At 40.0% G+C, this 21,997-nt stretch carries 19 protein-coding genes and 3 pseudogenes; 10 read left to right on the top strand and 12 right to left on the bottom strand.

The features are described from left to right. Positions 1-3: 3 nt before the first annotated feature. The 6 genes from pgaC to rubA form a co-directional block, all read right to left on the bottom strand. Entirely contained in the window at positions 4-1,266 is a 1,263-nt protein-coding gene (gene pgaC, locus DCO44_RS10975) for a poly-beta-1,6-N-acetyl-D-glucosamine synthase (protein WP_116761844.1), read from the bottom strand. A gap of 12 nt (positions 1,267-1,278) precedes the next feature. Next, on the bottom strand, positions 1,279-3,273 hold the full coding sequence (pgaB, locus tag DCO44_RS10970; RefSeq protein WP_116761842.1) for a poly-beta-1,6-N-acetyl-D-glucosamine N-deacetylase PgaB: 1,995 nt from the start codon (positions 3,271-3,273) through the stop codon (positions 1,279-1,281). A 304-nt stretch (positions 3,274-3,577) separates the two neighbouring features. Next, positions 3,578-4,471: a LysR family transcriptional regulator OxyR gene (oxyR, locus tag DCO44_RS10965; protein ID WP_116761840.1), complete on the bottom strand. Its 894-nt coding sequence runs from the start codon at positions 4,469-4,471 to the stop codon at positions 3,578-3,580. Positions 4,472-4,484: 13 nt separating this feature from the next. Beyond that, on the bottom strand, positions 4,485-5,423 hold the full coding sequence (estB, locus tag DCO44_RS10960) for an esterase EstB (RefSeq protein WP_116761839.1): 939 nt from the start codon (positions 5,421-5,423) through the stop codon (positions 4,485-4,487). A gap of 60 nt (positions 5,424-5,483) precedes the next feature. Next, positions 5,484-6,662 (bottom strand): rubredoxin reductase RubB, encoded by a 1,179-nt coding sequence (gene rubB, locus DCO44_RS10955; RefSeq protein ID WP_116761837.1) that lies wholly within the window; start codon positions 6,660-6,662, stop codon positions 5,484-5,486. Between the two features lie 58 nt (positions 6,663-6,720). Continuing rightward, positions 6,721-6,885: a rubredoxin RubA gene (gene rubA, locus DCO44_RS10950; RefSeq protein WP_016166951.1), complete on the bottom strand. Its 165-nt coding sequence runs from the start codon at positions 6,883-6,885 to the stop codon at positions 6,721-6,723. Positions 6,886-7,364: 479 nt separating this feature from the next. Here rubA and DCO44_RS10945 point away from each other — a divergent pair, with 479 nt between their 5' ends. After that, on the top strand, positions 7,365-7,910 hold the full coding sequence (locus tag DCO44_RS10945; RefSeq protein ID WP_116761835.1) for an adenine phosphoribosyltransferase: 546 nt from the start codon (positions 7,365-7,367) through the stop codon (positions 7,908-7,910). Between the two features lie 57 nt (positions 7,911-7,967). On the opposite strand, the gene DCO44_RS10940 is transcribed toward DCO44_RS10945, so the two are convergent. Beyond that, positions 7,968-8,486 carry a YqiA/YcfP family alpha/beta fold hydrolase gene (locus DCO44_RS10940; protein ID WP_116761833.1) on the bottom strand — a complete coding sequence of 173 codons (519 nt, stop codon included), beginning with the start codon at positions 8,484-8,486 and terminating at the stop codon, positions 7,968-7,970. Positions 8,487-8,769: 283 nt separating this feature from the next. On the opposite strand from DCO44_RS10940, the gene DCO44_RS10930 reads away from it, so the two are divergent. The 3 genes from DCO44_RS10930 (at position 8,770) to DCO44_RS10920 (ending at position 12,448) form a co-directional block, all read left to right on the top strand. Beyond that, positions 8,770-9,210 (top strand): SRPBCC family protein, encoded by a 441-nt coding sequence (locus DCO44_RS10930; RefSeq protein ID WP_116761828.1) that lies wholly within the window; start codon positions 8,770-8,772, stop codon positions 9,208-9,210. A gap of 128 nt (positions 9,211-9,338) precedes the next feature. After that, positions 9,339-10,865: a lysine--tRNA ligase gene (lysS, locus tag DCO44_RS10925; RefSeq protein ID WP_116761826.1), complete on the top strand. Its 1,527-nt coding sequence runs from the start codon at positions 9,339-9,341 to the stop codon at positions 10,863-10,865. 140 nt (positions 10,866-11,005) lie between these two features. Further along, on the top strand, positions 11,006-12,448 hold the full coding sequence (locus tag DCO44_RS10920) for a capsule assembly Wzi family protein (protein WP_116761824.1): 1,443 nt from the start codon (positions 11,006-11,008) through the stop codon (positions 12,446-12,448). Between the two features lie 120 nt (positions 12,449-12,568). Here DCO44_RS10920 and DCO44_RS10915 read toward each other — a convergent pair whose 3' ends face one another. Beyond that, on the bottom strand, positions 12,569-13,258 hold the full coding sequence (locus tag DCO44_RS10915; protein WP_116761822.1) for a pirin family protein: 690 nt from the start codon (positions 13,256-13,258) through the stop codon (positions 12,569-12,571). A gap of 172 nt (positions 13,259-13,430) precedes the next feature. Beyond that, complete coding sequence (locus DCO44_RS10910) at positions 13,431-14,669, bottom strand: L,D-transpeptidase family protein (protein WP_116761820.1); 1,239 nt, start codon at positions 14,667-14,669, stop codon at positions 13,431-13,433. Between the two features lie 202 nt (positions 14,670-14,871). On the opposite strand from DCO44_RS10910, the gene hemE reads away from it, so the two are divergent. The 4 genes from hemE to DCO44_RS10890 all read left to right on the top strand — a co-directional run bounded on the left by hemE (position 14,872) and on the right by DCO44_RS10890 (position 19,326). After that, complete coding sequence (gene hemE / locus DCO44_RS10905) at positions 14,872-15,942, top strand: uroporphyrinogen decarboxylase (RefSeq protein ID WP_116761818.1); 1,071 nt, start codon at positions 14,872-14,874, stop codon at positions 15,940-15,942. Between the two features lie 23 nt (positions 15,943-15,965). Further along, positions 15,966-16,775, top strand: coding sequence for a DUF817 family protein (locus DCO44_RS10900; RefSeq protein WP_228157545.1), 810 nt, complete (start codon positions 15,966-15,968; stop codon positions 16,773-16,775). 133 nt (positions 16,776-16,908) lie between these two features. Further along, on the top strand, positions 16,909-17,379 hold the full coding sequence (locus DCO44_RS10895) for a DUF3015 family protein (protein WP_116761814.1): 471 nt from the start codon (positions 16,909-16,911) through the stop codon (positions 17,377-17,379). A gap of 63 nt (positions 17,380-17,442) precedes the next feature. After that, positions 17,443-19,326 carry a DUF4105 domain-containing protein gene (locus DCO44_RS10890; protein ID WP_116761812.1) on the top strand — a complete coding sequence of 628 codons (1,884 nt, stop codon included), beginning with the start codon at positions 17,443-17,445 and terminating at the stop codon, positions 19,324-19,326. A gap of 53 nt (positions 19,327-19,379) precedes the next feature. Here DCO44_RS10890 and arsC read toward each other — a convergent pair. Continuing rightward, positions 19,380-19,802 (bottom strand): annotated as a pseudogene (gene arsC, locus DCO44_RS10885) (arsenate reductase (glutaredoxin)). An 89-nt stretch (positions 19,803-19,891) separates the two neighbouring features. Between arsC and DCO44_RS10880 the strand changes: the two are divergent. Both DCO44_RS10880 and DCO44_RS10875 read left to right on the top strand, forming a co-directional pair. Further along, positions 19,892-20,160, top strand: a pseudogene (locus DCO44_RS10880) (metalloregulator ArsR/SmtB family transcription factor). Positions 20,161-20,294: 134 nt separating this feature from the next. Beyond that, a pseudogene (locus tag DCO44_RS10875) lies at positions 20,295-20,472 on the top strand (arsenical resistance protein ArsH); the annotation flags it as partial. Positions 20,473-20,540: 68 nt separating this feature from the next. Here the strand turns inward: DCO44_RS10875 and folE are convergent. Together folE and DCO44_RS10865 are read right to left on the bottom strand one after the other, a co-directional pair. Further along, on the bottom strand, positions 20,541-21,089 hold the full coding sequence (gene folE / locus DCO44_RS10870) for a GTP cyclohydrolase I FolE (protein ID WP_171304967.1): 549 nt from the start codon (positions 21,087-21,089) through the stop codon (positions 20,541-20,543). A 93-nt stretch (positions 21,090-21,182) separates the two neighbouring features. After that, positions 21,183-21,869 carry a Smr/MutS family protein gene (locus DCO44_RS10865; protein WP_116761808.1) on the bottom strand — a complete coding sequence of 229 codons (687 nt, stop codon included), beginning with the start codon at positions 21,867-21,869 and terminating at the stop codon, positions 21,183-21,185. Between the last annotated feature and the right edge of the window lie 128 nt (positions 21,870-21,997).

Genomic DNA, 21,997 nt, shown 5'->3' with positions numbered 1-21,997 from the left:
GTGTTATAAACGGATACCACGGTCTGGGCTGACCCAGCGCGCGCGCTTATCTTCACCACGTAACAGTACTTTTGGAAAAGCCATAATGGTGGCACTTATAGTAATGAGCCAGAATACAAATGGATACCAAATCATCCAGAAGTAGTTCTTGCCTAGGTTCGGTTCATAACGACTATCCATCCATTTGCTTAAAGCAAACTGAATAAGACAGGTCGCTCCCAGTAATACACCACTGCCATAAGGTAAGAATGGAGAGTTAATGCTACTCAATGCGGCTATTGGGAAAATAAAATGCACAAGCCACAAAACGGCCAATAACAACATTAAATAAGACCAAACCAGCGTCAGACAAAGCTCTAACATCAGTGGCCATAAAAAATTGAGTTTGGGTTGAATGAATACATCCAAATTTTTGATTAAGACTTGAGCACCACCCATTGCCCAACGGAGACGTTGTTTCCAAAGTCCAGAAAGTGTTTCAGGCATTAAAATCCACACCAGAGCATTCGGTTCAAACTGGATGTCCCAACCCGCACGTTGCAATTTCCAAGTGATGTCAATGTCTTCGGTGAGCATGTTGGGCGACCAATATCCCACCTGATGCACGGCACTTTTACGAAACGCCGTAATTACTCCTGAGACTGTAAATAGTCGTCCGAAGCTGCGCTGGGCACGTTTAATCATTCCCACAATTGAAGAAAACTCACCCACTTGAATACGTCCTAATAGTGTTGAACGGGTGCGAATACGTGGATTGCCTGTCACTGCTGCAATCTTCGGATTTGCAATGAAATGTTGTATCATCCATGTCGCTGCATGTGGATCAAGTAGTGCATCCCCATCAATTCCTAATAAGAACTCTGCTTCTGTCACAATGCTACCCGCTTGTAATGCCATGGCTTTACCTTGATTTTTCGCAAGATGTACCACACGTAGGCGTTCATGTTGATGTGCCAATCGATTCAATACTTCAGCGGTGTTGTCTGAACTACCATCATTAATCGCAATGACTTCAAAATTCGGATAGTCCAGTTTTAAAGCATGACTAATGGTTTCCTCTGCATTGTCACCTTCATTAAAACAAGGGATTAATACCGCAACCAGAGGGTAGTGCGCTAATGTCTTGGGTTGTTGATAGGCAGGTTGTTTGCGTTCTTTACGATAGAAAATCAGTGCACCTAACATCCACAGGTAAGACATGAACAAGGGGTAATAAAACACAAAGTTGAGCGCGTGATGCAGCCAAAGATTGAAATGAGGGAACATGCTCAACTGCCTTTATGGAATTAATTGAGAAGATTTGGTTGCAAAGACATCATGCATGACTTTTGGGTCTGGATGTCCTTGAATTGGGTCGTCAGGGTAATAGGCAACATGCATAACCCCTTGGCTGTATAAGGACTGAATCGTGCTTGCTAGTTCCTGTGACGGAATTTTCTGATTGTTACGCCAGTTGGTCGCTTGCAATTCAAAGACTGTTTTTTTCATACCATTCGGGAAAGATTTGACCCGTTGAACGATGTCTCGATAAAACTGATCTGCATCAGGGGCTTGTTCCATATACGGCATTGCCATAATGGCAGTGAAGTCGTAACGTTTTAAGGACTCTTCAAGTGACTGTGAATACCAGTTTTCCGCATAAGGTTTTAATGCGACTTGCGCATATAAATTACGTGCAGTGAGCAGGAAGGGTTCGTACTGACGGACTTGGCTGGCAAGCTGCATGGCAAAATCATCAATCGTTTTGGTTTTATATGCAGTCCATTTTTGCAACAAGGCATCATCTGCACGAATTTTTGCTAAATCAGTCGGCAAGCCTTCAGCCGCATAGGCCGTTAAAGCATTTGGACTGGCATCTTCGTAATCGGAGAGGGTGGTATCGTCATGGAACAGAATGCCGTTAAACGGTGTAGATTTTGCTAAGTCTTGATAGATTTCACTGATGGTTTGGCGTGCGCGGGCAGAATAAGGCGATAAGCGTAGATACCCCATGTTTAAATGATCTTGGCTGACTTGTTGCGTCTCAACCACATCTTTGCTTACAGGATCCGTTTGGGGAAGTTCCCATGCCAAGAGTGGCATCCAAGCATAAATACGGCTGACTTGGGTTCGAGTCTGAATTTGCCAAGCCACATGATTAAATAGATCGGCACGCATAGGTAAATGACGATTAGGGAAATACACCATATTGGCAGAACCATCACCATCAGAATCTGAAAATGCCTGAAGATAAACAGTATTGACCCCCATAGCACGAATGCGATCTAGCAAAATGCCAAGGTTGCGTTCTTGTTGTTTAGGATTAGGGTCATAAACATAATCCAAATCAATATGCATGATTTTTTGTGGACGATTGTTATCACCCAAATTCATTTCACGATTTTTGATTTCCTGTGCCAGATCAGCGGTACTCATATTGCCTTCAACCAAAATACGGTTCAGCGTTTGCAAAGAACCATGCACATGATCGGGGCCATCATCCAGAGTGATGGTAATTGGCATACCTAACTGTTTCGCAATATTCACATCCTGCATGTTATAGCGACCATATGGCCAAACCATGACACGTGGTGCTTTTAAACTATGAGCTTGGAGTAACTCGTTGTTATGCTTTAAATCTTGGGTAATGCGGGTGGTGTATTGCTGATCATTTTCATAGCGTTGCTGTTTTGCATCATATTCACGTGTAATGGCCGCAGGTTCAGAATTACCTTGCGGATTGGCATTAATGCCACGATGTAAATTAAAACTATGATTCCCAATTTCGACCAAACCACTGTCCTGCATTTCTTTCAGTTCTGACCAAGTCAGAATTTTGTCACGCGAAATAACATCATCGCCAAAATGTACAGCTTGATTGGCTTTCGGGATGAGCCATGAACCGACCACAGCAAGTACGACAGGAATATGCTTGGCTTTAAGAATAGGGTAGGCATGGGTATAAAATGATTGATAGCCATCATCTACAGTCAATAATACGGGTTTACTTGGCAAGCGGTATTTGCCTTGGTGGGCTTGAATCAATTGGTTGACATTGACAAAGTGAAAACCATTGTTTTGTAGCCAGTCAAGGTGCTGACTAAACTGTTGTGGTGTTACTGCATAATCGGGGATCAGGGCATTTTTTTGATCGGTAATTTCATGATAGCCAATAATGGTTAGGGTAGATGAGTCAACTTTGGGAGGCTCGGCTGCCATACTGAATGACGCGCTGAGCGAACACAATAATCCTAGCGAAAGGGGAAACCAAGGAGATGCAAAGCGAGCAAGCATAGCGATATCTTCTAAAAAACTTTTAGTGCGGGAGATTAGTGATCACAAAAACTCAAAATTGTTCTTATTTCTGGGAGTCGACTAAGGTCTTTTGTTCATTGCGCATTTATAAATTCTGAACCTGAACGTTTTCTTAAAAAATGCACTTTTTAAAGAGGTAATACAAAATAAAAACAATTGATTGCAGATGTATTGCATTTGGGATGGGGTGATGCAGAGTAATTTTAAGAATGTCACCATTGTAAAAATAAAAAACCCAGTGCTGACACTGGGTTTTTTAAAGATTGAACCTGAAAATTCGTTCTTAGGTAATTTTCTGTAAGATTTGCAATAGCACATCAAATTCGCTTTGCAATGGTGTGCTCTTACGAGTAATTAATGCCAATGTGCGACTTGGTGCATCTTGAATCGGTTTTACAATCAAGTCTGGGTTGGCTTTAATCATATTGGTGTGCAAAGCAATTTCAGGCAATAAAGTAAAGCCCAAGTTTGCAGAGACCATTTCAATTAGAGTCGGTAATGAACTTGCCTTTAAGCGGTGATCATTTTTACGTTCCCCAATTGGGCAGGCACTTAAGGCATGATCACGTAAGCAATGTCCTTCTTCCAACAACGTTAAACGTGATAAATCTAAATCTTCCAGCGTTACCGCTTGTGCTGAACGTTGGTCAGATTTATGACACACCAAGAACAAGTCTTCTTTTGCAATTTCAGCAACTTTAAGTCCACGCGTGTCAAATGGCAGAGCCAATAACACCATGTCTAAGTTACCATGTTCCAGTTTTTCAACAATTTTTTCGCTTTGTGCTTCATGCAAATGCAACTGAATTTTAGGAAGTTGCTTATGCACTTCGTCAAGTAGTTGTGACAAAATAAAAGGCGCAATCGTTGGAATAACACCTAAATGTAGATCGCCAGTCAAAGGCTCACTCATTTCACGACTTAAGCGCATTAAGTCTTGAGCATCGGCAAGTAGAACACGGGCTCGAGCGACAACTTGTTCACCAAGCGGGGTTAAACGTACATTTTGGCGATCGCGTTCAACGAGGACGCCACCCAGTAAGCGTTCAAGTTCCATGATCCCACCCGAAAGAGTAGATTGGGTCACGAACGAACGACGCGCCGCTTCAGTGAAGTGCAGCGTTTCAGACAGTGTTACAAGGTATGACAGCTGTCTCAGGGATGGTAATGCAGCCATAGTGTCCTAATGTTTAAGATTTAAAATGATGAGCAAATAATCCGCTAAGATGAGGAATGAAATGCGGAGGGATATCATGCCCCATTCCATCAATTAATTCAAACTTAGCGCCTGTAATTGCTTTTGCAACAGCTTTACCATGACTAGGCGGGAGCAAGCGATCACGTGAACCATGTACCACAAGGGTCGGTTGTTGAATCTGCTTGTCCAGTTGTAACAATGAGCCTGTACATAATATTGCTAAAAACTGTTGAAGTACACCCGCTGGGTAATAACTTCGTTGATATAATCTACGAGCGGTTTGCATGGTTTCAAGCTGATTGATATAACCAGGTGAACCAATAATGTTAAATACTTTTAAACTGTGATTAATAATTCCTTCCTCATCATTCGATTCTGGTCGGCCAATAATGCTGAACAGTTGCTTTGGAAAAGGAGGAGGGAGTAAAGGTTGATTGTTGCTGGTAAACACCAATCCTAATTTGCTGACTTTATCTGGATTTTTTGCAGCTAGAATTTGTGCGATCATTCCGCCCATGGATGCACCCAGTACAAAGACGTTTTCCAGTCCCATTCGCTCAATGAGCAAGGCGGCATCATCGGCCATATCATGTAAATTATAAGGTGCGCCTTGGTTTTCTAAGCCCAGTGCAAAACGACCCATTAATTTAATGGTATTTAGACGTGGTCCCTGATGACGTATTTTAGAAGACAAACCAATATCACGATTATCGTAACGAACAACGCGATAGCCATGATCAATCAGTGTTTTACAAAAGAAATCGGGCCAGAATAATAATTGAGCGCCTAAACCCATAATAAGTAAAATAGTTGGATGCTCAGGTTGACCACCAACTTCGACGTGTAATTCAATTCCATTCCCCAAGTTTACCTTGGTTTCATGCATAAACGGGGTGTAAGGTGAATTTTTGAATTGTAATACGCTATTCATTCTTCTTTCTCCCCTAATAAGAGGACATTCAAAAATGTGAACGTCCTCTCTATTTTGAACTTAAACTGATACAGGAATCAAGTCTGGAACTAACTTGGTTAGTGTTAATCGTTGTTTCGCTGCTGTTGCACCTAAAAGTACAAAGCCACGTAAAGTCCCTGTACTATCAAATGCTTTGGCTAACATACCATCATCAAATTCTTCCGTTTCCCAATTCACGTCAACATCAATCGGCGCTGGTAAAACAGTGAGTGGTGCCGCAGGCGTTTTGACCGCTACAGGCATCGCAGGATAATGTACTGCAGTATGCTCACCATTTAAGGTTTTTGCCAGTGCTCGTGCCTGTTGCATGATTGGCATTACATATGGAAGTAGTGTGCCATTCACTTCTGCACAGTCACCCACTGCGTAAATATTCGCTTGATTGGTTTCCAAATGGCTATTGGTCAAAATGCCACGACTGGTGTGAATATTGCCTGTTTTAGCCAAACTAATATTGGGCTGTAAACCAATTGCTGAAAGTACTATATCAGCGATTACAGATTGTCCATTGGCTAAAGTGACAAGATAATCGCCATTTTCGACTTTAGATACTTTCTCAACAGTCGTGCCCAATACAAAATGAATACCTGTTTCTTCCAGATTTTCTTGGAAGGCTGAAGCAATATGCGCAGGCAGTAGTCGACCTAAAGGTTGTGCAGCCAAATCGATGACCGTGGCATGATGTCCTGTATTTTGTAGATCATTGGCGAACTCGCAGCCAATTAATCCTGCACCTAAAATCACCACACGTTTATCTTGACGTTTGTCTAGGTTTTCACGGAATGCTTTATAGTCATTGAGAGAGTTGACCACATGAATATCATCACTGCCATCTCCAGCAATTGCTAGACGAATTGGATTTGCACCTACCGCAAGAATCAGTTTTGCATAGTCTAAGGTACTCGATTCACCGTCTTTTTCTAAGACAAGTTGATGTTGCTCACTACGAATTTCTTTAACCCAAGTATGGGTTTCAATGCGCATATTGAGCTGAGTACTCATTTTTTCAGCATCACCCAAGGCGATTTGTTCAGGAGATTTTTTGCCTGCTAATGCATTAGATAAGGTTGGCTTCGCATAATTGCTGGCATCATCTGCGGTAATCATAATCAGTTCTTGTTCCGCATTGAGTTTGCGAAACTCACGTGCCACGGTATAGCCAGCCATGCCTGAACCAATGATAACGATAGGCTGCATTTTTTTCTCCAAAAATAAGGTGTAAAAAAAGACCACTAGAAGGGTCTTTTAGTTATTATTAAATTTCAATCATTTCAAAGTCGGCTTTAGAAACACCACAATCTGGGCAAGTCCAGTCATCTGGAATATCGTCCCATTTGGTGCCCGCAACGATACCGTCTTGCGGCCAGCCTTCTGCTTCGTCGTAAATCCATCCACAAACGATGCATTGATACTTTTTCATCTGATTCTCCAATTCTGATCGGGATATTTTAGATCAGCAATAACTCATATACCGCATGGCTCTAATGATCTAATTGCTAGCGCTATTTTCGCCTAAATTTTTACGCAGTTCTAGGACGAATGTAAAGCAAATATCGGATTTTAATTAGAGAATTACAGATCTGAATGGCTGAGTAGGACAAAACTTATCAATTCAAACGTAGCCATGTATTTTTGTTAGACAATTTAGAGAAAACTCATTACAACGGGTTTTATTGGAGGATTATCAGACTAAGGTCGAGCAGATTTAAAACAGTAAAATTGCTATATTAGAATCATACAAGTCTATAGTTAATATTTATTATAAAAATTATTTATATAATTCAAGTTCTTGTAGAAATCAATAAAAAATATCCTCGCCTGAAAAGTTGGCTATTATCTATCCTGAACGTCGAATAAACGTTAAAATTCACCTATTCTTTTCGTTTTAAATTCTCTCCCATGAAAAATTTGTCTGCTGTATTGTGGTCACACATTCGTACTGTCCAAGATTTCCCAAAACCGGGAATTTGTTTCTATGATTTGACCCCATTGTTTATGAGTAATATTACGCCATTAGCCGATGCTCTTATTGCAAGTATTCCAGCAGAACAGTTGGCAGAAGTAGAGAGCTTTGTAGCGGTTGAAGCACGTGGTTTTGTGCTTGCAAGCCTATTGGCTCAACGCTTAAATAAAGGTCTTTTATTGGTTCGTAAAGCAGGGAAATTACCACCTCCAGTGGTTGGTGTGGGGTATAGTCTTGAATATGGTGTAGATCGTTTAGAAATTGCAGCCAATATTCAGCCACAAAAAGTGATTATTGTAGATGATGTGCTTGCCACAGGCGGGACATTAAAAGCTGTAAAACAATTAATGGATAAATGTCAGCATCAAGTATTGGGTGCGAGCATTTTCTTAGATTTACCAACTTTGCATCAAGATTTAGGCTTTAAAGTGTGGACAGTGTTGGAAGAAAATTCAAAACCATTAGAAGCTGCTGTCGCTTAAGCACGTAATATTTGCAAAAAAGCCAATCAAATGCATTTGATTGGCTTTTTTATTGCGCTAAAAAATAAAGGTTTGTTCCATATAATGAATGAGATGGTTGATGCGTTCAGGCGTAACCAGTCGATGATGTCCGCCTTCAACCGTTTCGACTTGCATATAAGGTTCTAAAAAAGCTGTAGTCGCGTACATGTCTAAAACCTCATCACCAAGCTCAATGTAGGCAATTTGAGGAATATCATGTTCTAAATCTAATTCAGTAATTGCAGGATAATCAGAGCGGAAATCTGGAGTTAAATTGGGATTCGCTACAATACAAGGAATTCGGTGTTGTAAGGACATTTTGAGCGCCCAATATCCGCCTAAACTGTGGCCTATTAATAAGTCTGGTTTAATAGTGACTAAAGCATTTTTATAAAATTCGGCAACAGTGGAATAGTTTAAATTTCTGTAATCGACATCTATACAATATTTTTTTGCAGAGTCAATAGCATGGAATTTGGTCGATTCTTTGGACGAGTCTAATCCATGAAAAAAAAGAATTTTCGATTGGTCTATATTGATGGTTATCGCATTCATAGGCTCTCTTTTTGCAAAGATAGAACGGATTAATAAACGTTCACTTTTCAACTTTTTTAAATTGTTTTTATTTTACGAATCTTCAGTTGGCATTGATCTTAGCATTTGGTCTAAGGGGGATGTGTGCAATAGGGTGATGTGGTTTTTAATAATAGATAAAACAGAGAGATATGTTGTGTTTATTGCTGAATTAGCAAAGTTGATAAATATTTTTTAACGATTTATTTTACTGCTTATTGTAATTATTCAGTAGTTTGGAAGGAACTCGTTTGAGAAAAACAAAATGATGGAACATCTACGCTTTAGTATCTGTATAGAGGCAAGCCCTGAAAAAATATGGAATATTCTTTGGTCTCCAGATACTTATACTGAATGGACCAAGTTCTTTACGGAAGGATCAAAAATACAGTCCGATTGGACAGTTGGCGGAAGAACTTTATTTATAGACAGTAAGGGCGGTGGTTTGATTGCCACCATTTTAGTTTATCTACCGCATTGTTCAGTTATTTTTCAATATCAAGGTCTATTACAAGGTGGGGTGGAGGATTTAACTAGCCCTGAAGTTCAGCAATGGCAAGGATTGCTCGAACAATATTCTTTGGAGGAAGTTGATGGAAAAACTGTACTGAGTGTCGAATTGGAAACGATGGAAGATTATAAATACATGATGGAGCAAGCTTTTGAACAAGGATTGCAGCGTGTTCGAGAATTAGCAGAACAATAAAATAATAGAGTTGTAAAAAAGAAAGTTAAATTCACGGTCATTATTTTGTTTAAGAGAAATCATACGAAATCATGAATGAATCTGCTATGCTATAGCACTTCATTTTTTAGTATTTTTACGAGGCAGAGATGACGCAAAACAACGCTCAATCGACTTCTGAACAACCTATTTCCGAAAACGATTTAATTGCACAGCGTCATGCCAAGTTGAAGCAAATTGAAGAGCAAGCCAAACAAACGGGCGTTAGCCCATGGCCGAACTCGTTCAAGCGCGAACATTATGCACAAGATTTACAAGAACAATTTCAAGATCAATCGAAAGAGCAGATTGAAGCAGCCGAGCATGTTTATGTAAAAGTTGCAGGTCGTGTCATGTTAAATCGTGGATCATTTATTGTGATTCAAGATATGACAGGTCGTATTCAGCTTTATGTTGCACGCAAAGAGTTAGACGAAGCCACTTTAGCGACCATTAAAGGTTTAGATCTTGGTGATATTATTGCGGTAGAAGGCTATATTGGTCGTTCGGGCAAAGGTGATTTATATGTTCATATTCAACATTTTGAATTATTGACGAAATCATTACGTCCACTGCCAGATAAGTTCCATGGTCTAAATGACACTGAAGTTAAATACCGTAAGCGTTATCTTGATTTGATTGTGAATGAAGAAACACGTAAAACTTTTGAAATTCGTGCCAAAGTTGTTGCAGGAATTCGTACATTCTTGAACAACGAACGTTTCATGGAAGTTGAAACACCAATGATGCATGTGATTCCAGGTGGTGCATCTGCACGTCCATTTGAAACGCATCATAATGCTTTGGATATGCCTTTGTTCTTGCGTATTGCGCCTGAACTTTATTTAAAGCGTTTGGTGGTTGGTGGTTTTGAGCGCGTATTTGAAATTAACCGTAACTTCCGTAATGAAGGGGTTTCAACGCGCCATAACCCTGAATTTACCATGATTGAATTTTACCAAGCCTATGCAGATTACAAAGACTTAATGGCTTTGACTGAAAATATGCTGGAAAAATTGGCTTTGGATATTTTGGGCAGCACTGATGTGCCGTATCAAGGTGAAGTCTTCAGCTTTAAAGGGCCGTTCAAGAAAATTTCAATGTTTGATGCAATCTTGGAAAACAACCCAGACTTCACCCCTGAAAATGTAAATGACCGTGAGTTCTTGGCTAAATTCACCAAAGAAGTGTTGAAAGAAGAAGTGAAGCCTGGTTTTGGTTTGGGTAAATTACAAACTATCGTGTTTGAAGAAACGGTTGAAACCAAATTACGTCAACCGACCTTTATTACTGAATATCCAGCTGAAACCTCACCTTTAGCGCGCCGTAATGATGATAATCCGCATATTACCGACCGTTTTGAGTTCTTTATCGGTGGTCGTGAATTAGCAAATGGTTTCTCAGAGTTGAATGATCCAATTGATCAAGCAGAACGTTTCCAAGCACAAGTCCAGGAAAAAGATGCGGGTGATGATGAAGCGATGCACTACGATGCAGAGTTTGTTGAAGCACTTGAATACGGTTTGCCTCCAACTGCGGGTGAAGGTATTGGTATTGACCGTTTAGTCATGTTATTTGCTGACGCGCCAAGTATCCGTGATGTGATTTTATTCCCACACATGCGCCGTAAAGACTAAGCTTTGTATCTCATAAAAAAACTCGCTTTATGCGAGTTTTTTTATTGCTGATTTACAACAAAAATCAATACTCAGGTTGCAATATTGAATCAAAGAAAATATGGTAGTCGGCAGAATTAAGTAACGAGAAAGTCACGATAATGTTTTTAAAAAGATCTTTAGTTTCGGCGTTGTTGGTGGTGTCTGCGTCATCTGGTTTTGCGCAAGGGATTGTCGTGAATAATGAAGATTTACGTTCGGATTTGAACTGGTTAAATCAACAAGGTGTTATTCAAATTAGTACCTCAACATGGCCAATGAGTGGGGATGAAATTCAACGTGCGTTATCCCAAGCCCGCATCAGTCAACCAGAACAACAAAAAGTAATTGACTCTGTTCTAGCCAGTCTAAAAGCAGACAATCATCTGGCGAAAGTGAGTCTTTATGCTGCAACTGATGAAAAGCAATTTCCACAAGCATTTGCTACAAGTAACAAGTCTCAATATGTGGGTGCATTGGAATTAAATGCGGGTAGCGAGAATTGGGATGCCAAATTAAAAATAAACGTTGAACATGACCCAATGATTGATAATGGGGAATATGTAAATGTTGAAGGTTCATATTTGGCGGGTAAGCTGTGGAACCAGTGGTTGATTGCAGGTCAAATGCCAACGTATTGGGGGCCAGGACATGATGGCAGCTTAATCCGTGGTGATGCAAGCCGTCCTGTTTATGGTTTGACCATGCAGCGTGCTGACCAAAGTGCATTCGAAACTAAATGGTTATCGTGGATTGGACCTTGGCAATATCAAGCCTTTGCAGGACAACTCGCGGATTATGATGCTATTCCAGATACAAAACTCATTGGCTTGCGTCTAACTGCACAGCCTTTGCCGTATTTGGAGTTGGGTGCATCGCGCATGATTCAATGGGGAGGGGATGGGCGCTCGGAAAGTTTGGATTCATTATGGAATGCAATTAAAGGGAATGATAATTTCTATAATTCGGATGATGATAAATCGAACCAACTTGCTGGCTTTGATGCACGTTTAAATTTGAATCAATGGTTGAATACGCCGCTGAGTGTTTATGGTCAGTATGTGGGTGAAGATGAGGCGGGGCTGCTTCCATCTAAAAAAATGTATTTAGCTGGCGTAGATTATTCTTCAAGTTTTAAAAATATGCCATTCCAATTGTATACAGAGTGGGCGGATACCCGTACCAATGGTGATGTAAAAGGTATTTCGTATAATCACTATGTCTATAAAGATGGTTACTACCAACATGGCTTCCCATTAGGTCATGCGATGGGTGGTGATGGTGAAATGTATTCAGTCGGCGGTAATATTCGTTTGGATCCTATGAACCGTGTTTCTGGACGTGTTTTAGTGGCTAAAGCCAATCAATCTAATCTGGATATTAATCAGGCATTTCCAGAAAAAGATGAAGTGAAAGCACTCGATTTAACATGGTCACATTATCTTCGCCCAGATATTCCTTTGAAATTAAATGGATGGGTGAGTGATTCAGATGTGCATGGTAATGATACAGGGCTTTCAGTTGCTGTAGATTTACCATTAGACCCAAAAGCTTGGGGCTATTAATTTCTAAATAGAATAAAAAAACCTCACAATTGTGAGGTTTTTTATTCTAGAGCTATCAATATGAGATAGCATTCAAAGACATTAGTAAATCAAACCCATGCCTAGCAATGCATGTACTGATTAAACAGGTAAATCAAACCAAATTAATTGACTGTCTGCCAAAGCTTTAATTTCAGCTTCTTCGGCAAATGCTAAAGCATCACCTGCTTTTAAGGTCTCACCTGCAATTTCAAGCTCGCCAGAAATCACATGGACATAATTGAGTTTCTGCGTCGCTTTGACTGCCAAACTATGCGTCGCTTGTATAAAGGCGGTTTTAACCTCAGCCTGCTGACGGATTTGCATAGCAGCATCACCATTTGGACCTGCAATGACATGCCATTGATTCGGATGTAATTTTGGATCACATTGAATCTGTTGGTAATTAGGTTCGGCATCACGTACATTAGGATGAATCCAAATTTGTAGCATGTGTACGGGAACATCGCCCTGATTAATTTCGCTATGTTGTACACCTGTACCTGCACTCATGAGCTGCCATTCACCCGCAGAGATATGACGTTCATTGCCCATACTGTCTTTATGAGAAATTGTCCCTTCAAGTACACAGGTCAAAATTTCCATATTGTCGTGTGGGTGTGTGCCGAAGCCATTATGGGCTGCAATTAAGTCATCATTAATGACACGTAATACGCTCACTCCCATATATTTTGGATCGTACCAACTGCCAAAAGAAAAACTATGTTTTGATTCGAGCCATCCTGCTTTGACATGACCGCGATTTTCACTACGATGTAAATAACTTTGCATGATCGTTATCCTATTTTTAATTTGTTCATGGGCTCATTATAGTGTTTCGATTATGTTGTTTAAATTATATAAAAGCGACAATTCGTTCTATTTTTGCAACAAAAAACTGTAAGAAATGTAGCTTAAAAAAATAGCCTGCAAAAGCAGGCTATTTTTGACTGCTTTTCTAGAATTACTGTAAGAATTTCACAGTCACGCCAGAACGAACTTTTTTACCGAGGTCGTTGGCATCCCAGTTGGTTAAACGGATACAGCCATGCGATGCAGTTTTTGAAATTGCAGATGGGTTAGGTGTACCGTGAATACCAAATGATTTTTTGCTTAGACCAATCCAAATATTACCTACAGGGCCATTTGGACCAGGTGGTAACGAAAGCGGCTTTAAGTTTTTACCTTGTACAAAGTTGCTTGGTGAGTAGCTATACCACGGGTTTGGTGCTACGCCAGTGACTTTATAGGTACCTTCTGGTGATGGGGTATCCGAGCTACCAATGGTCGCAGGGAAAGAAGCAATCATTTGGTTGCGGCTATTAAATAGATACAGTTGTTTTGCACCTTTATGCGCAACAATTAAATGAATGTCTTCTGGGAGTTCATTGCGAATATTCGTCACAATAATCTTTTCACCAGCTTTCTTGAATGTTGCTTTTGGATTAAGTTTCTTTAAGAAATCTTCATCCATATGGAATTTTTCACCCAACATTTCAGTCACACGAGTGTAGTACAAACCTTTCATTTTGGCTTGTAATGCGTAGTCGTGTGGAATAGATGGTGCATATGGACCTTTAAGGTCAGCATCGGTAATGGTGTATTCTACAAATGCTGGACGATTCCCTTGTTTAGCCACTAAGGCATCCCAAGTTTGTTTGGTTAACGTCCCAGTTGGTTGTAAACCATTCATTTGCTGAAAAGTAGCAAGTGCTTTTAATGTATTTTTACCACTGGTACCGTCGATTGCACCTGGTGAAGCATGTGAGTTATTCAACATGACTTGCGTTCGTGCATAGACAGGGAATTGACCTTTACCAATGTTGTCAAACCAAGATGCATTATTTAGACCATCAAGTGTCCAAGAGGCCTTTGCAGCAGGAGAAGTAGGTGCTGTTGCCGCACTTGTTGCTATAGCTGAGCTGGCTGGAGCGGTTCCAATATCTGCTGTATTATCTTCAGATTGTTGAAGATTTTGTAAAGTTTGCGACGCTTTATTTAAGTCTTGCTGTTCTTGAGGCGTAATTTGTGTATCTTGCGCTGAAGATGCAGAGCCTATTGCAAGAGGATTAATCGGGTCTTCTACGGCAGTATTGGTAACGACTTTGGGCTTTAATGGTTGTTCAGCAGTAGTAGCTGTGGCAAAAGCTGTGCCAGCAAAAAGGCAGCCTAAACTCATTGCGAGTATTGTGCGAACGAACATGTAATTCAACCTTAAGAATTATTCATTTACTAAGTGACAAACGACACAAGTATTGCAGAAAAAAATGGCAGATGCAGTATTTGTTTTGTGTAAATAGACATTTGTCGAACAAGAACATTAAATTTTAATCGTGTTAGAAGTTATTAAAATTTAGTCCTTTTTGTTATGATGCTGCAAAGATTAAATTAAGTTAGGAAAGTCAATGGCGACCTTAAAAAATGATCGTTTTCTGCGTGCTTTATTGCGTGAGCCTGTTGATACTACGCCTGTATGGATGATGCGTCAGGCAGGGCGCTATTTACCTGAGTATCGTGAAACACGTGCAAAGGCAGGTGATTTCCTTTCTTTATGTAAAAATACTGAGTTTGCATGTGAAGTGACCTTACAACCTTTACGTCGTTATGACTTAGATGCCGCAATTTTATTTTCAGATATTTTGACCGTTCCAGATGCATTGGGTTTAGGTCTGTATTTTGAAGCAGGCGAAGGCCCAAAGTTCCATAAAACTGTACGTACTGAACAAGATGTCATGAATTTACCGACATTCAATGCAAAGTCGGATTTAGATTATGTCATGAATGCGGTATCGACCATTCGTTCTGCTTTAGGCGGTCAGGTGCCGTTGATTGGTTTTTCGGGAAGCCCATGGACTTTAGCGACTTATATGGTTGAAGGCGGTTCCAGTAAAGACTTCCGCTTTACTAAGAACATGATGTACGCACAGCCTGAAGTTTTACATGCTTTGCTTGATCGTTTGGCCATTGCAGTTATTGACTATTTAAATGCACAAATTGATGCGGGCGCACAAGCTGTTCAAATTTTTGATAGCTGGGGCGGGGCATTAGCGCATCGTGAATACATCGAATTTTCATTAAATTACATGCAAAAAATTGTTTGTGGCTTAAAACGTGAAAAAGATGGTCTAAAAATTCCAGTGATTTTATTCACTAAAGGTGGTGGTCAATGGCTAGAGCCAATGGTTGCAACAGGTGCAGATGCACTTGGATTAGACTGGACGACGCCACTAACTGTAGCACGTAAAATTGTCAATGGTCGTGCAGCATTACAAGGTAACTTAGACCCTGCAACCCTATACGGATCATCGCAAACGATTCAAAAAGCCACTCAAGCCATGTTAGATGACGCGTATGCCAATGGTGAAAAAACGGGATATATTGCGAATTTGGGTCATGGTATTACCCAATGGGTGAATCCAGATCATCCGAAAGTGTTTATCGACACCGTACATGAATATAGCGCAAAGTATCTATAAATTTAGGTTGAGTATTTACAGTGTTGCGTGTTGCTCAATCTTGTGTTGAGTTTTCTTATAAGGCAGCTTCGGCTGCCTTATTTGGAATACTTTTATTATTGGCTTTTGTATTTACTGCTCCATTAGGTTATGAGCAACATTATGGTTTTTATCGTTATGACTACCTGTTGTTTTATGCCTTAATTATTCAGTGCTGCTTATTATATTTAAAATTAGAATCTTGGGCAGAAGCCAGAGTCATCGCGCTGTTTCACATTATGGCAATGGGGATGGAAATTTTCCTTACGCATCCAGCCATTGCTTCATGGCAATATCCACAACCTGCAATTTTTAAACTGTGGACAGTGCCTTTATTTGCTGGGTTTATGTATTCAGCCGTCGGAAGCTTTTTTGCTCGTTCTTTACGGCTTTATACCGTGTCTTTTAAGGCTTTGCCAAAGTTCAGTCATATGTTGACCTTGGCGGTGTTGTCTTATTTGAACTTTATGAGCAAATTCTTTATTCCAGATATTCGCTATGTATTGTTTGGCTGGAGTATTGTGATGTTTTGGAAAACCAAGATTCGTTTTGAGTTACAACATCACACCATTCAATTGCCGATGTTGCCTATTTTGTGGGTCTTGGCTTTTATTATTTGGCTTGCAGAAAACGTGAGTACTTTCTACAAAATTTGGCTTTATCCAAGTCAGGTCGATGCTTGGCATATGGTGGGTTGGGGCAAGCTCGGTTCATGGTATTTGTTGCTATTGTTAAGTCTAGTTTTAGTCTTGAAAATACTTGGAATACGCAACTCAAAGGGTGATTGGCAGTTAAATAATTATGAATATGAATAGTTTAGTTTTATTTTTTTAACTTTAGAATAAATTGTTTTGCGTTATTAAAGATATGCGGATAATCTAAGTTCGTGTAATCCATTATTACATGTAAATAATTAGAACACTCATAGAATAATTCTGGAGAAGTGCGATGTTAAAAAAAGTAGCGTTAGCAGCAGTATTGGCAATAGGTTCTACAGCAGCATTTGCAGATAGCGATGCAGGTTGCGGTATTGGTTCTGAGATTTGGGCGGGTCAATCAGGTAAAGTGCCGAAGTTACTTGCCGCTACAACAAATACTATCTTCCTTAACCAATTATTTGGTATCACCTTTGGTACGCTTGGTTGTAGTGGTTCGGGTACAGTCACTGCACAAGCAGTCACGTTTACCAATGAAAATGCAGAAGCATTGGCGCGTGATATGGCGGTAGGTCAGGGCGAAAGCTTGAATGTATTGGCTGAATTACTCAATATTAAAGCGCAAGATAAAGCGCGTTTCTTTGCCGTATCTAAGCAAAACTTTGCTGAGATTTACTCTACAGAGAATAAAGATTCCTACCAAGTGCTCACATCACTACAAGCTGTAATGGCAAAAGACCAAGTTCTTAAAGCTTACGTCTAATCGATTGTTGTAAAACCCTGTCAATCTGACAGGGTTTTTTATATCTCAAAAAAATTAAATTTAATGAAAAAGATTGCTTTATTTACGGCTTTATTCGGTTCTAGTCTGGCGTATGCGGTTGAACCGACATCATCTATCTACTATGTTCAAATGGCGACCCAGCAACATCTGGCACAACAGACAACTTGGCAAAGATTAATGTATGCCAATGCCAAAGGGCAAAGTGAAGTTCACTATGCAGGTTATTTTCTGAGTCCAGAAGGGCGCACACATTTACAAAATGAATTAAATGCCAATATCGAAGCATTGTTCTTATCCGCAGCGCCGAATCAATCAGTACGTTGTAAATTTCCAGCACGCAGTCAATGGTTAATCAAGCAACTGAATATTCCCGCGACAGATTTACCACAAGTTGAATGTCCTGAATTAGACAAATGGATTGGTGAAATTAAGCCCTATAAAGCGACTTTAATTTATGCAACTGACTTTATGGGCAATCCAAGTTCAATGTTTGGGCACACTTTATTGCGTTTAGACCCCAAAGATCAGAAACAATTAAATTTGGTTTCCTATGCGGTGAACTATGCAGCCACGGTCGCAGGCGCTGATGGTTGGTCTTTTGCTTGGAAAGGCTTAACGGGACAATATCCTGGCGAATATTCTTTAATGCCGTATTATCGCAAAGTAAAAGAATATGGAGACTTAGAAAGTCGTGACTTATGGGAATATGAACTTAATTTAAACCCAGAAGAAACTCGCTTTTTGGTACAGCATATCTGGGAAATGCAACATGTGACTTTTCCCTATTATTTTGTCAGTGATAACTGTGCTTACCGACTGTTAGGACTGATTGATTTAGTGCGTCCCGAACTTAATTTAAGTCAACAGTTTAAAGTCGCAGCCATTCCAATGCAGACCATTAAAGCGATTGATCAGCAAGGAATTGTTCGTGAAACAGTCTATCGTCCTGCCTTAGAAACCCAATTATTGGCACAAGCCAAACAGCATGGGCAAAGTTTGGCTAAAACAGCCCATCAGGTTGCTTTTACTGAACAAAAACAAAGATTAGAGATTTTGGCAGCTTATTCTGCGGAAGATCGTGCCAAAATTTTAGAAATGGCCTATGACGATCTGTATTTGCAGTTGGTTGCACGTAAAGTAGACGTCGCTTTTGCACAGCCTAATCTACGTGAATTACTCATTTTACGCAGTACGATTGATTTAGATAAGCAGCGCCAAGCGCCTGAGCGCCCACGTATTGATCCGACAAAATCTCATGATGCTCGAAATTTCTCGGTAAAAGCAGGAACTGTGCAAGGCGATGAATTTATTGAGTTGGGACACCGTCAAGCCTATCATGATTTGATTGATCCTCAAGGTGGATACCGAGTCGGAACACAATTGTTGTTTTGGGATGGCGCCATTCAATTGCGTGAGGATGAATTAAAGTTAGAACATTTTGACTTTCTGACAGTAAATTCTTATAACCCGATTACAGCGTTTAAAACGCCGTTGACATGGGGGTTTAATCTGGGTTGGCAACAAGAAGCGACTGATTCTTCTGGAAATTTTAGCGAACAGGATCAACATGGTGTTGCCAGTTTAAAAATGCAGATGGGTTATAGCTATGCAGATTCAAACCGAGAAAATCTATGTTATGCACAAATGCAAACCTATCTTCAAGGTGGAAAATCATTAGATAAAGGCTGGCGATTGGGTATGGGGCCGACGGTCGGTTGTCAGAATATTTGGACAGACCATATTAATTCGATTGTGCAGGTCGAATTGCCATATTGGGAAGATTCACACCAGTGGCAAGTTCGATTGAATTCGCAAGTGCAGTATGCCTTGAATGCGCAGAATGCATTACGTGTAGGGTGGGAATACCAATATCAAGATCATCAGGACTGGAATAAATTGAGCTTGGGTTATGTTCGATTCTTCTGAATTTAATGTTAGAAAAAAGGCGCATCGAAAGCGCCTTTTTTCTTAAATACATTTTACTTTTCAATCAATTTTCCATTTTCATTGATTAATCGCTCACCATCGTTTTGTTAAAAGAATTCCGTTGTGGTGCAGAAAGAATTTTAAGAACGACTTCAGAGAGACGACACAACCTTACGCCAAGTTCCGTTACCACAAAAGGGCGATTGATTAAAATTGGATATTGCAGCATAAAATCAATAAGTTGCTCATCACTATGCATTGACTGCTCCAATTTTAGTTCTTCATAAGATGGAACATTTTCGCGTATAGCGTTACGAACAGATAAACCTGAGCGCTTGATTCAATCGATCAATTTCTGGTTTAGTAGGCAGGGTTTTAAGATATTCAATAATTTCTGATTTTTGACCTGTGTTTGGTATTAGACCAAGGGTATTTCTAGACGTACCACAAGCAGGATTATGATAAATCTTAATCATTTTTAGACATCATTTTTCATTAAATCAACTTTATCGCACTTATATGTGGATATAGGTATGCTTTAAATTATTAAATGATAGGCTGAAAAATGGATCAAATTGATTTCTTTAAATGTCTCTCTGACGCCACTCGCTTGGAGATTATCAAGTGAATCATGGTACGGGAAAATATTTGCATCTGTGAACTGACTGAATTATTGCAATTGAGTTAGCCTAAGATTTTATGACATTTGGCATTGTTAAGAAATTTGTCGGTTTTATTGGATCAGCGCAAAGGGCCGTGGTGTATTACCGTGTGAATCCAGATTTACCTGAATGGGCGAATACGGTGTTAAAGATCATTGCTCAGTCAGCGTAAACAGACAGAGAAATTCTTTATTTGAATACTTCGATCAATATCCATTGTGATTGATCTTATAGTCGTTTGACAGTACAAGAATTGGGATGAATTTAGCAATATTTCGGTGCTGAAGTTAGAATTTTCACCCTAAACTTGACCTTGAAGAAGATGGCGCAATGAAGCCATCATCCTATTACAATCGTATTGTGGGCGTGATGGGAAGAAGTGTACAAGTAGATTGTATTGACCCGTGGACAGTCAACCTATCTAACGGATCGTTATTCGGAACGTGTTGAAACCGCAGAGCAGTTGTCGAAGCGCGTTAATTAGCGTTCGCAATAAGATAAAAATAAACCCCGAATGTTTCGGGGTTTATTTTTTAATTCATTTGAGATGAATCAGTAACTTTCAGGCACTGCACTAAGGAATTCACGACGTGATTCTTTATCTGTTTTAAATTCACCAATAAATGAAACGGTACGAGTCGTCGATTCTTGTTTGCCCACACCGCGCATCATCATGCACATATGTGCAGAATCAATGACTACGGCAACACCACGCGCTTGCGTTACTTCAGCAACAGCTTCGGCAATTTGTTGAGTCAAGTTTTCTTGAATTTGTAAACGACGTGCGAACATTTCAGTAATGCGAGCAAATTTAGATAAGCCAAGCACATGACCTTCAGGTAAATAAGCGATATGCACACGACCATAGAACGGGAGGAGATGGTGTTCGCAAAGCGAATAAAATTCAATATTTTTCACCAAGACCATTTCACGGTTGTCCGATGGGAACACCGCTTTATTGGTCACTTCTTCTAGCGTCTTACTATAACCAGACGTTAAATACGAAAACGCTTTAGCAGCACGCACTGGTGTATCAAGTAAACCTGGACGATTCAGGTCTTCACCAACGGCAGTTAAAATGTTTGCGTAGGATTGCTGCATAGACATAAGACGTTTTCACTTACTCTTATATTGAACAAGGACGGCATTGTACCAGAAAACCGAAAAAATACCGTGTTTAATATCAAAATCCGATTACTGTTTGTGTTTCGGATTTTTTTCTGAACGTTTTAGTAAAACTAAAACAGCACCCGTACCACCCTGATTATCCGGTGCACTGACAAATGCCAGTACGTCACGATGCTGACGTAACCAGCCATTCACATAGGTTTTTAAAACCGCTTCAGGTCCTTTGCCGTGTACAATTTTAATGACATTTTGATTTTCATCTTTTGCCATTTGAATAATTTGAAGTACGGCAGCACGGGCTTGCTCTACGGTGCAGCCATGTAAATCTACCGCTTCAAACCAACGTATTTTACCTGCTTTTAAATCTTCAAAAACCTTATGTTGCAATGTCGCAATGCGATAACTCAAATTCGCTTGACTGGCAACTGGGTTGAGCATGGCTTGTGTGTCGGAAAGTTCAGCCATTTCAGATTCAGTTGGACCAACAGCCGCTGCTCGTTTTGCTAAAACCTGAGCGTCTAATTTCTTTTTCGGACTTTTGGCAATTTGAGCGATATTGCCGACATCCATTTTGTGTACGCCTTGCATGGATTTTAGAAATAATTCTGCATCATCGGGTTCAGCCACCACCGCTTGCTTTTGAGTTTCAGCCTGCTGCTCAATCGCTGTTGAATGGGGATGATTGATTTGCTTTTTAAAGGCTTTCAGTAAGTTGTACTGATCTTTAGAAAGCGATGAATCATGTTTGCTCATAATTTTCAGACATAACTGCAAGATAAGGTTTAAGTGGCAATTATAATCTGAAATTGCTGTAAATTGAACTCAATTACATTCAAAGGCTGTTGCATGGAATATGAACAGAAAATGTGGATTAGCAGCTT

Origin of the sequence: Acinetobacter sp. AM (genome assembly GCF_003105055.1) — a bacterium.
In the GTDB taxonomy this organism is placed as follows: Bacteria; Pseudomonadota; Gammaproteobacteria; order Pseudomonadales; family Moraxellaceae; genus Acinetobacter; species Acinetobacter tibetensis.
The sequence above is the reverse complement of the archived record's forward strand: the minus strand, read 5'-3'. Positions and strand labels throughout refer to the sequence as shown.

Coding starts and splice junctions, on each gene's coding strand:
- pgaC (WP_116761844.1), bottom strand. CDS start 1,266: ATGTTCCCTCATTTCAATCTTTGGCTGCATCACGCGCTCAACTTTGTG.
- DCO44_RS10890 (WP_116761812.1), top strand. CDS start 17,443: ATGAAAAAGATTGCTTTATTTACGGCTTTATTCGGTTCTAGTCTGGCG.
- DCO44_RS10940 (WP_116761833.1), bottom strand. CDS start 8,486: ATGAATGCGATAACCATCAATATAGACCAATCGAAAATTCTTTTTTTT.
- DCO44_RS10945 (WP_116761835.1), top strand. CDS start 7,365: ATGAAAAATTTGTCTGCTGTATTGTGGTCACACATTCGTACTGTCCAA.
- pgaB (WP_116761842.1), bottom strand. CDS start 3,273: ATGCTTGCTCGCTTTGCATCTCCTTGGTTTCCCCTTTCGCTAGGATTA.
- DCO44_RS10895 (WP_116761814.1), top strand. CDS start 16,909: ATGTTAAAAAAAGTAGCGTTAGCAGCAGTATTGGCAATAGGTTCTACA.
- rubA (WP_016166951.1), bottom strand. CDS start 6,885: ATGAAAAAGTATCAATGCATCGTTTGTGGATGGATTTACGACGAAGCA.
- oxyR (WP_116761840.1), bottom strand. CDS start 4,471: ATGGCTGCATTACCATCCCTGAGACAGCTGTCATACCTTGTAACACTG.
- DCO44_RS10865 (WP_116761808.1), bottom strand. CDS start 21,869: ATGAGCAAACATGATTCATCGCTTTCTAAAGATCAGTACAACTTACTG.
- DCO44_RS10915 (WP_116761822.1), bottom strand. CDS start 13,258: ATGCAAAGTTATTTACATCGTAGTGAAAATCGCGGTCATGTCAAAGCA.
- rubB (WP_116761837.1), bottom strand. CDS start 6,662: ATGCAGCCTATCGTTATCATTGGTTCAGGCATGGCTGGCTATACCGTG.
- folE (WP_171304967.1), bottom strand. CDS start 21,089: ATGCAGCAATCCTACGCAAACATTTTAACTGCCGTTGGTGAAGACCTG.
- hemE (WP_116761818.1), top strand. CDS start 14,872: ATGGCGACCTTAAAAAATGATCGTTTTCTGCGTGCTTTATTGCGTGAG.
- DCO44_RS10910 (WP_116761820.1), bottom strand. CDS start 14,669: ATGTTCGTTCGCACAATACTCGCAATGAGTTTAGGCTGCCTTTTTGCT.
- estB (WP_116761839.1), bottom strand. CDS start 5,423: ATGAATAGCGTATTACAATTCAAAAATTCACCTTACACCCCGTTTATG.
- lysS (WP_116761826.1), top strand. CDS start 9,339: ATGACGCAAAACAACGCTCAATCGACTTCTGAACAACCTATTTCCGAA.
- DCO44_RS10930 (WP_116761828.1), top strand. CDS start 8,770: ATGATGGAACATCTACGCTTTAGTATCTGTATAGAGGCAAGCCCTGAA.
- DCO44_RS10920 (WP_116761824.1), top strand. CDS start 11,006: ATGTTTTTAAAAAGATCTTTAGTTTCGGCGTTGTTGGTGGTGTCTGCG.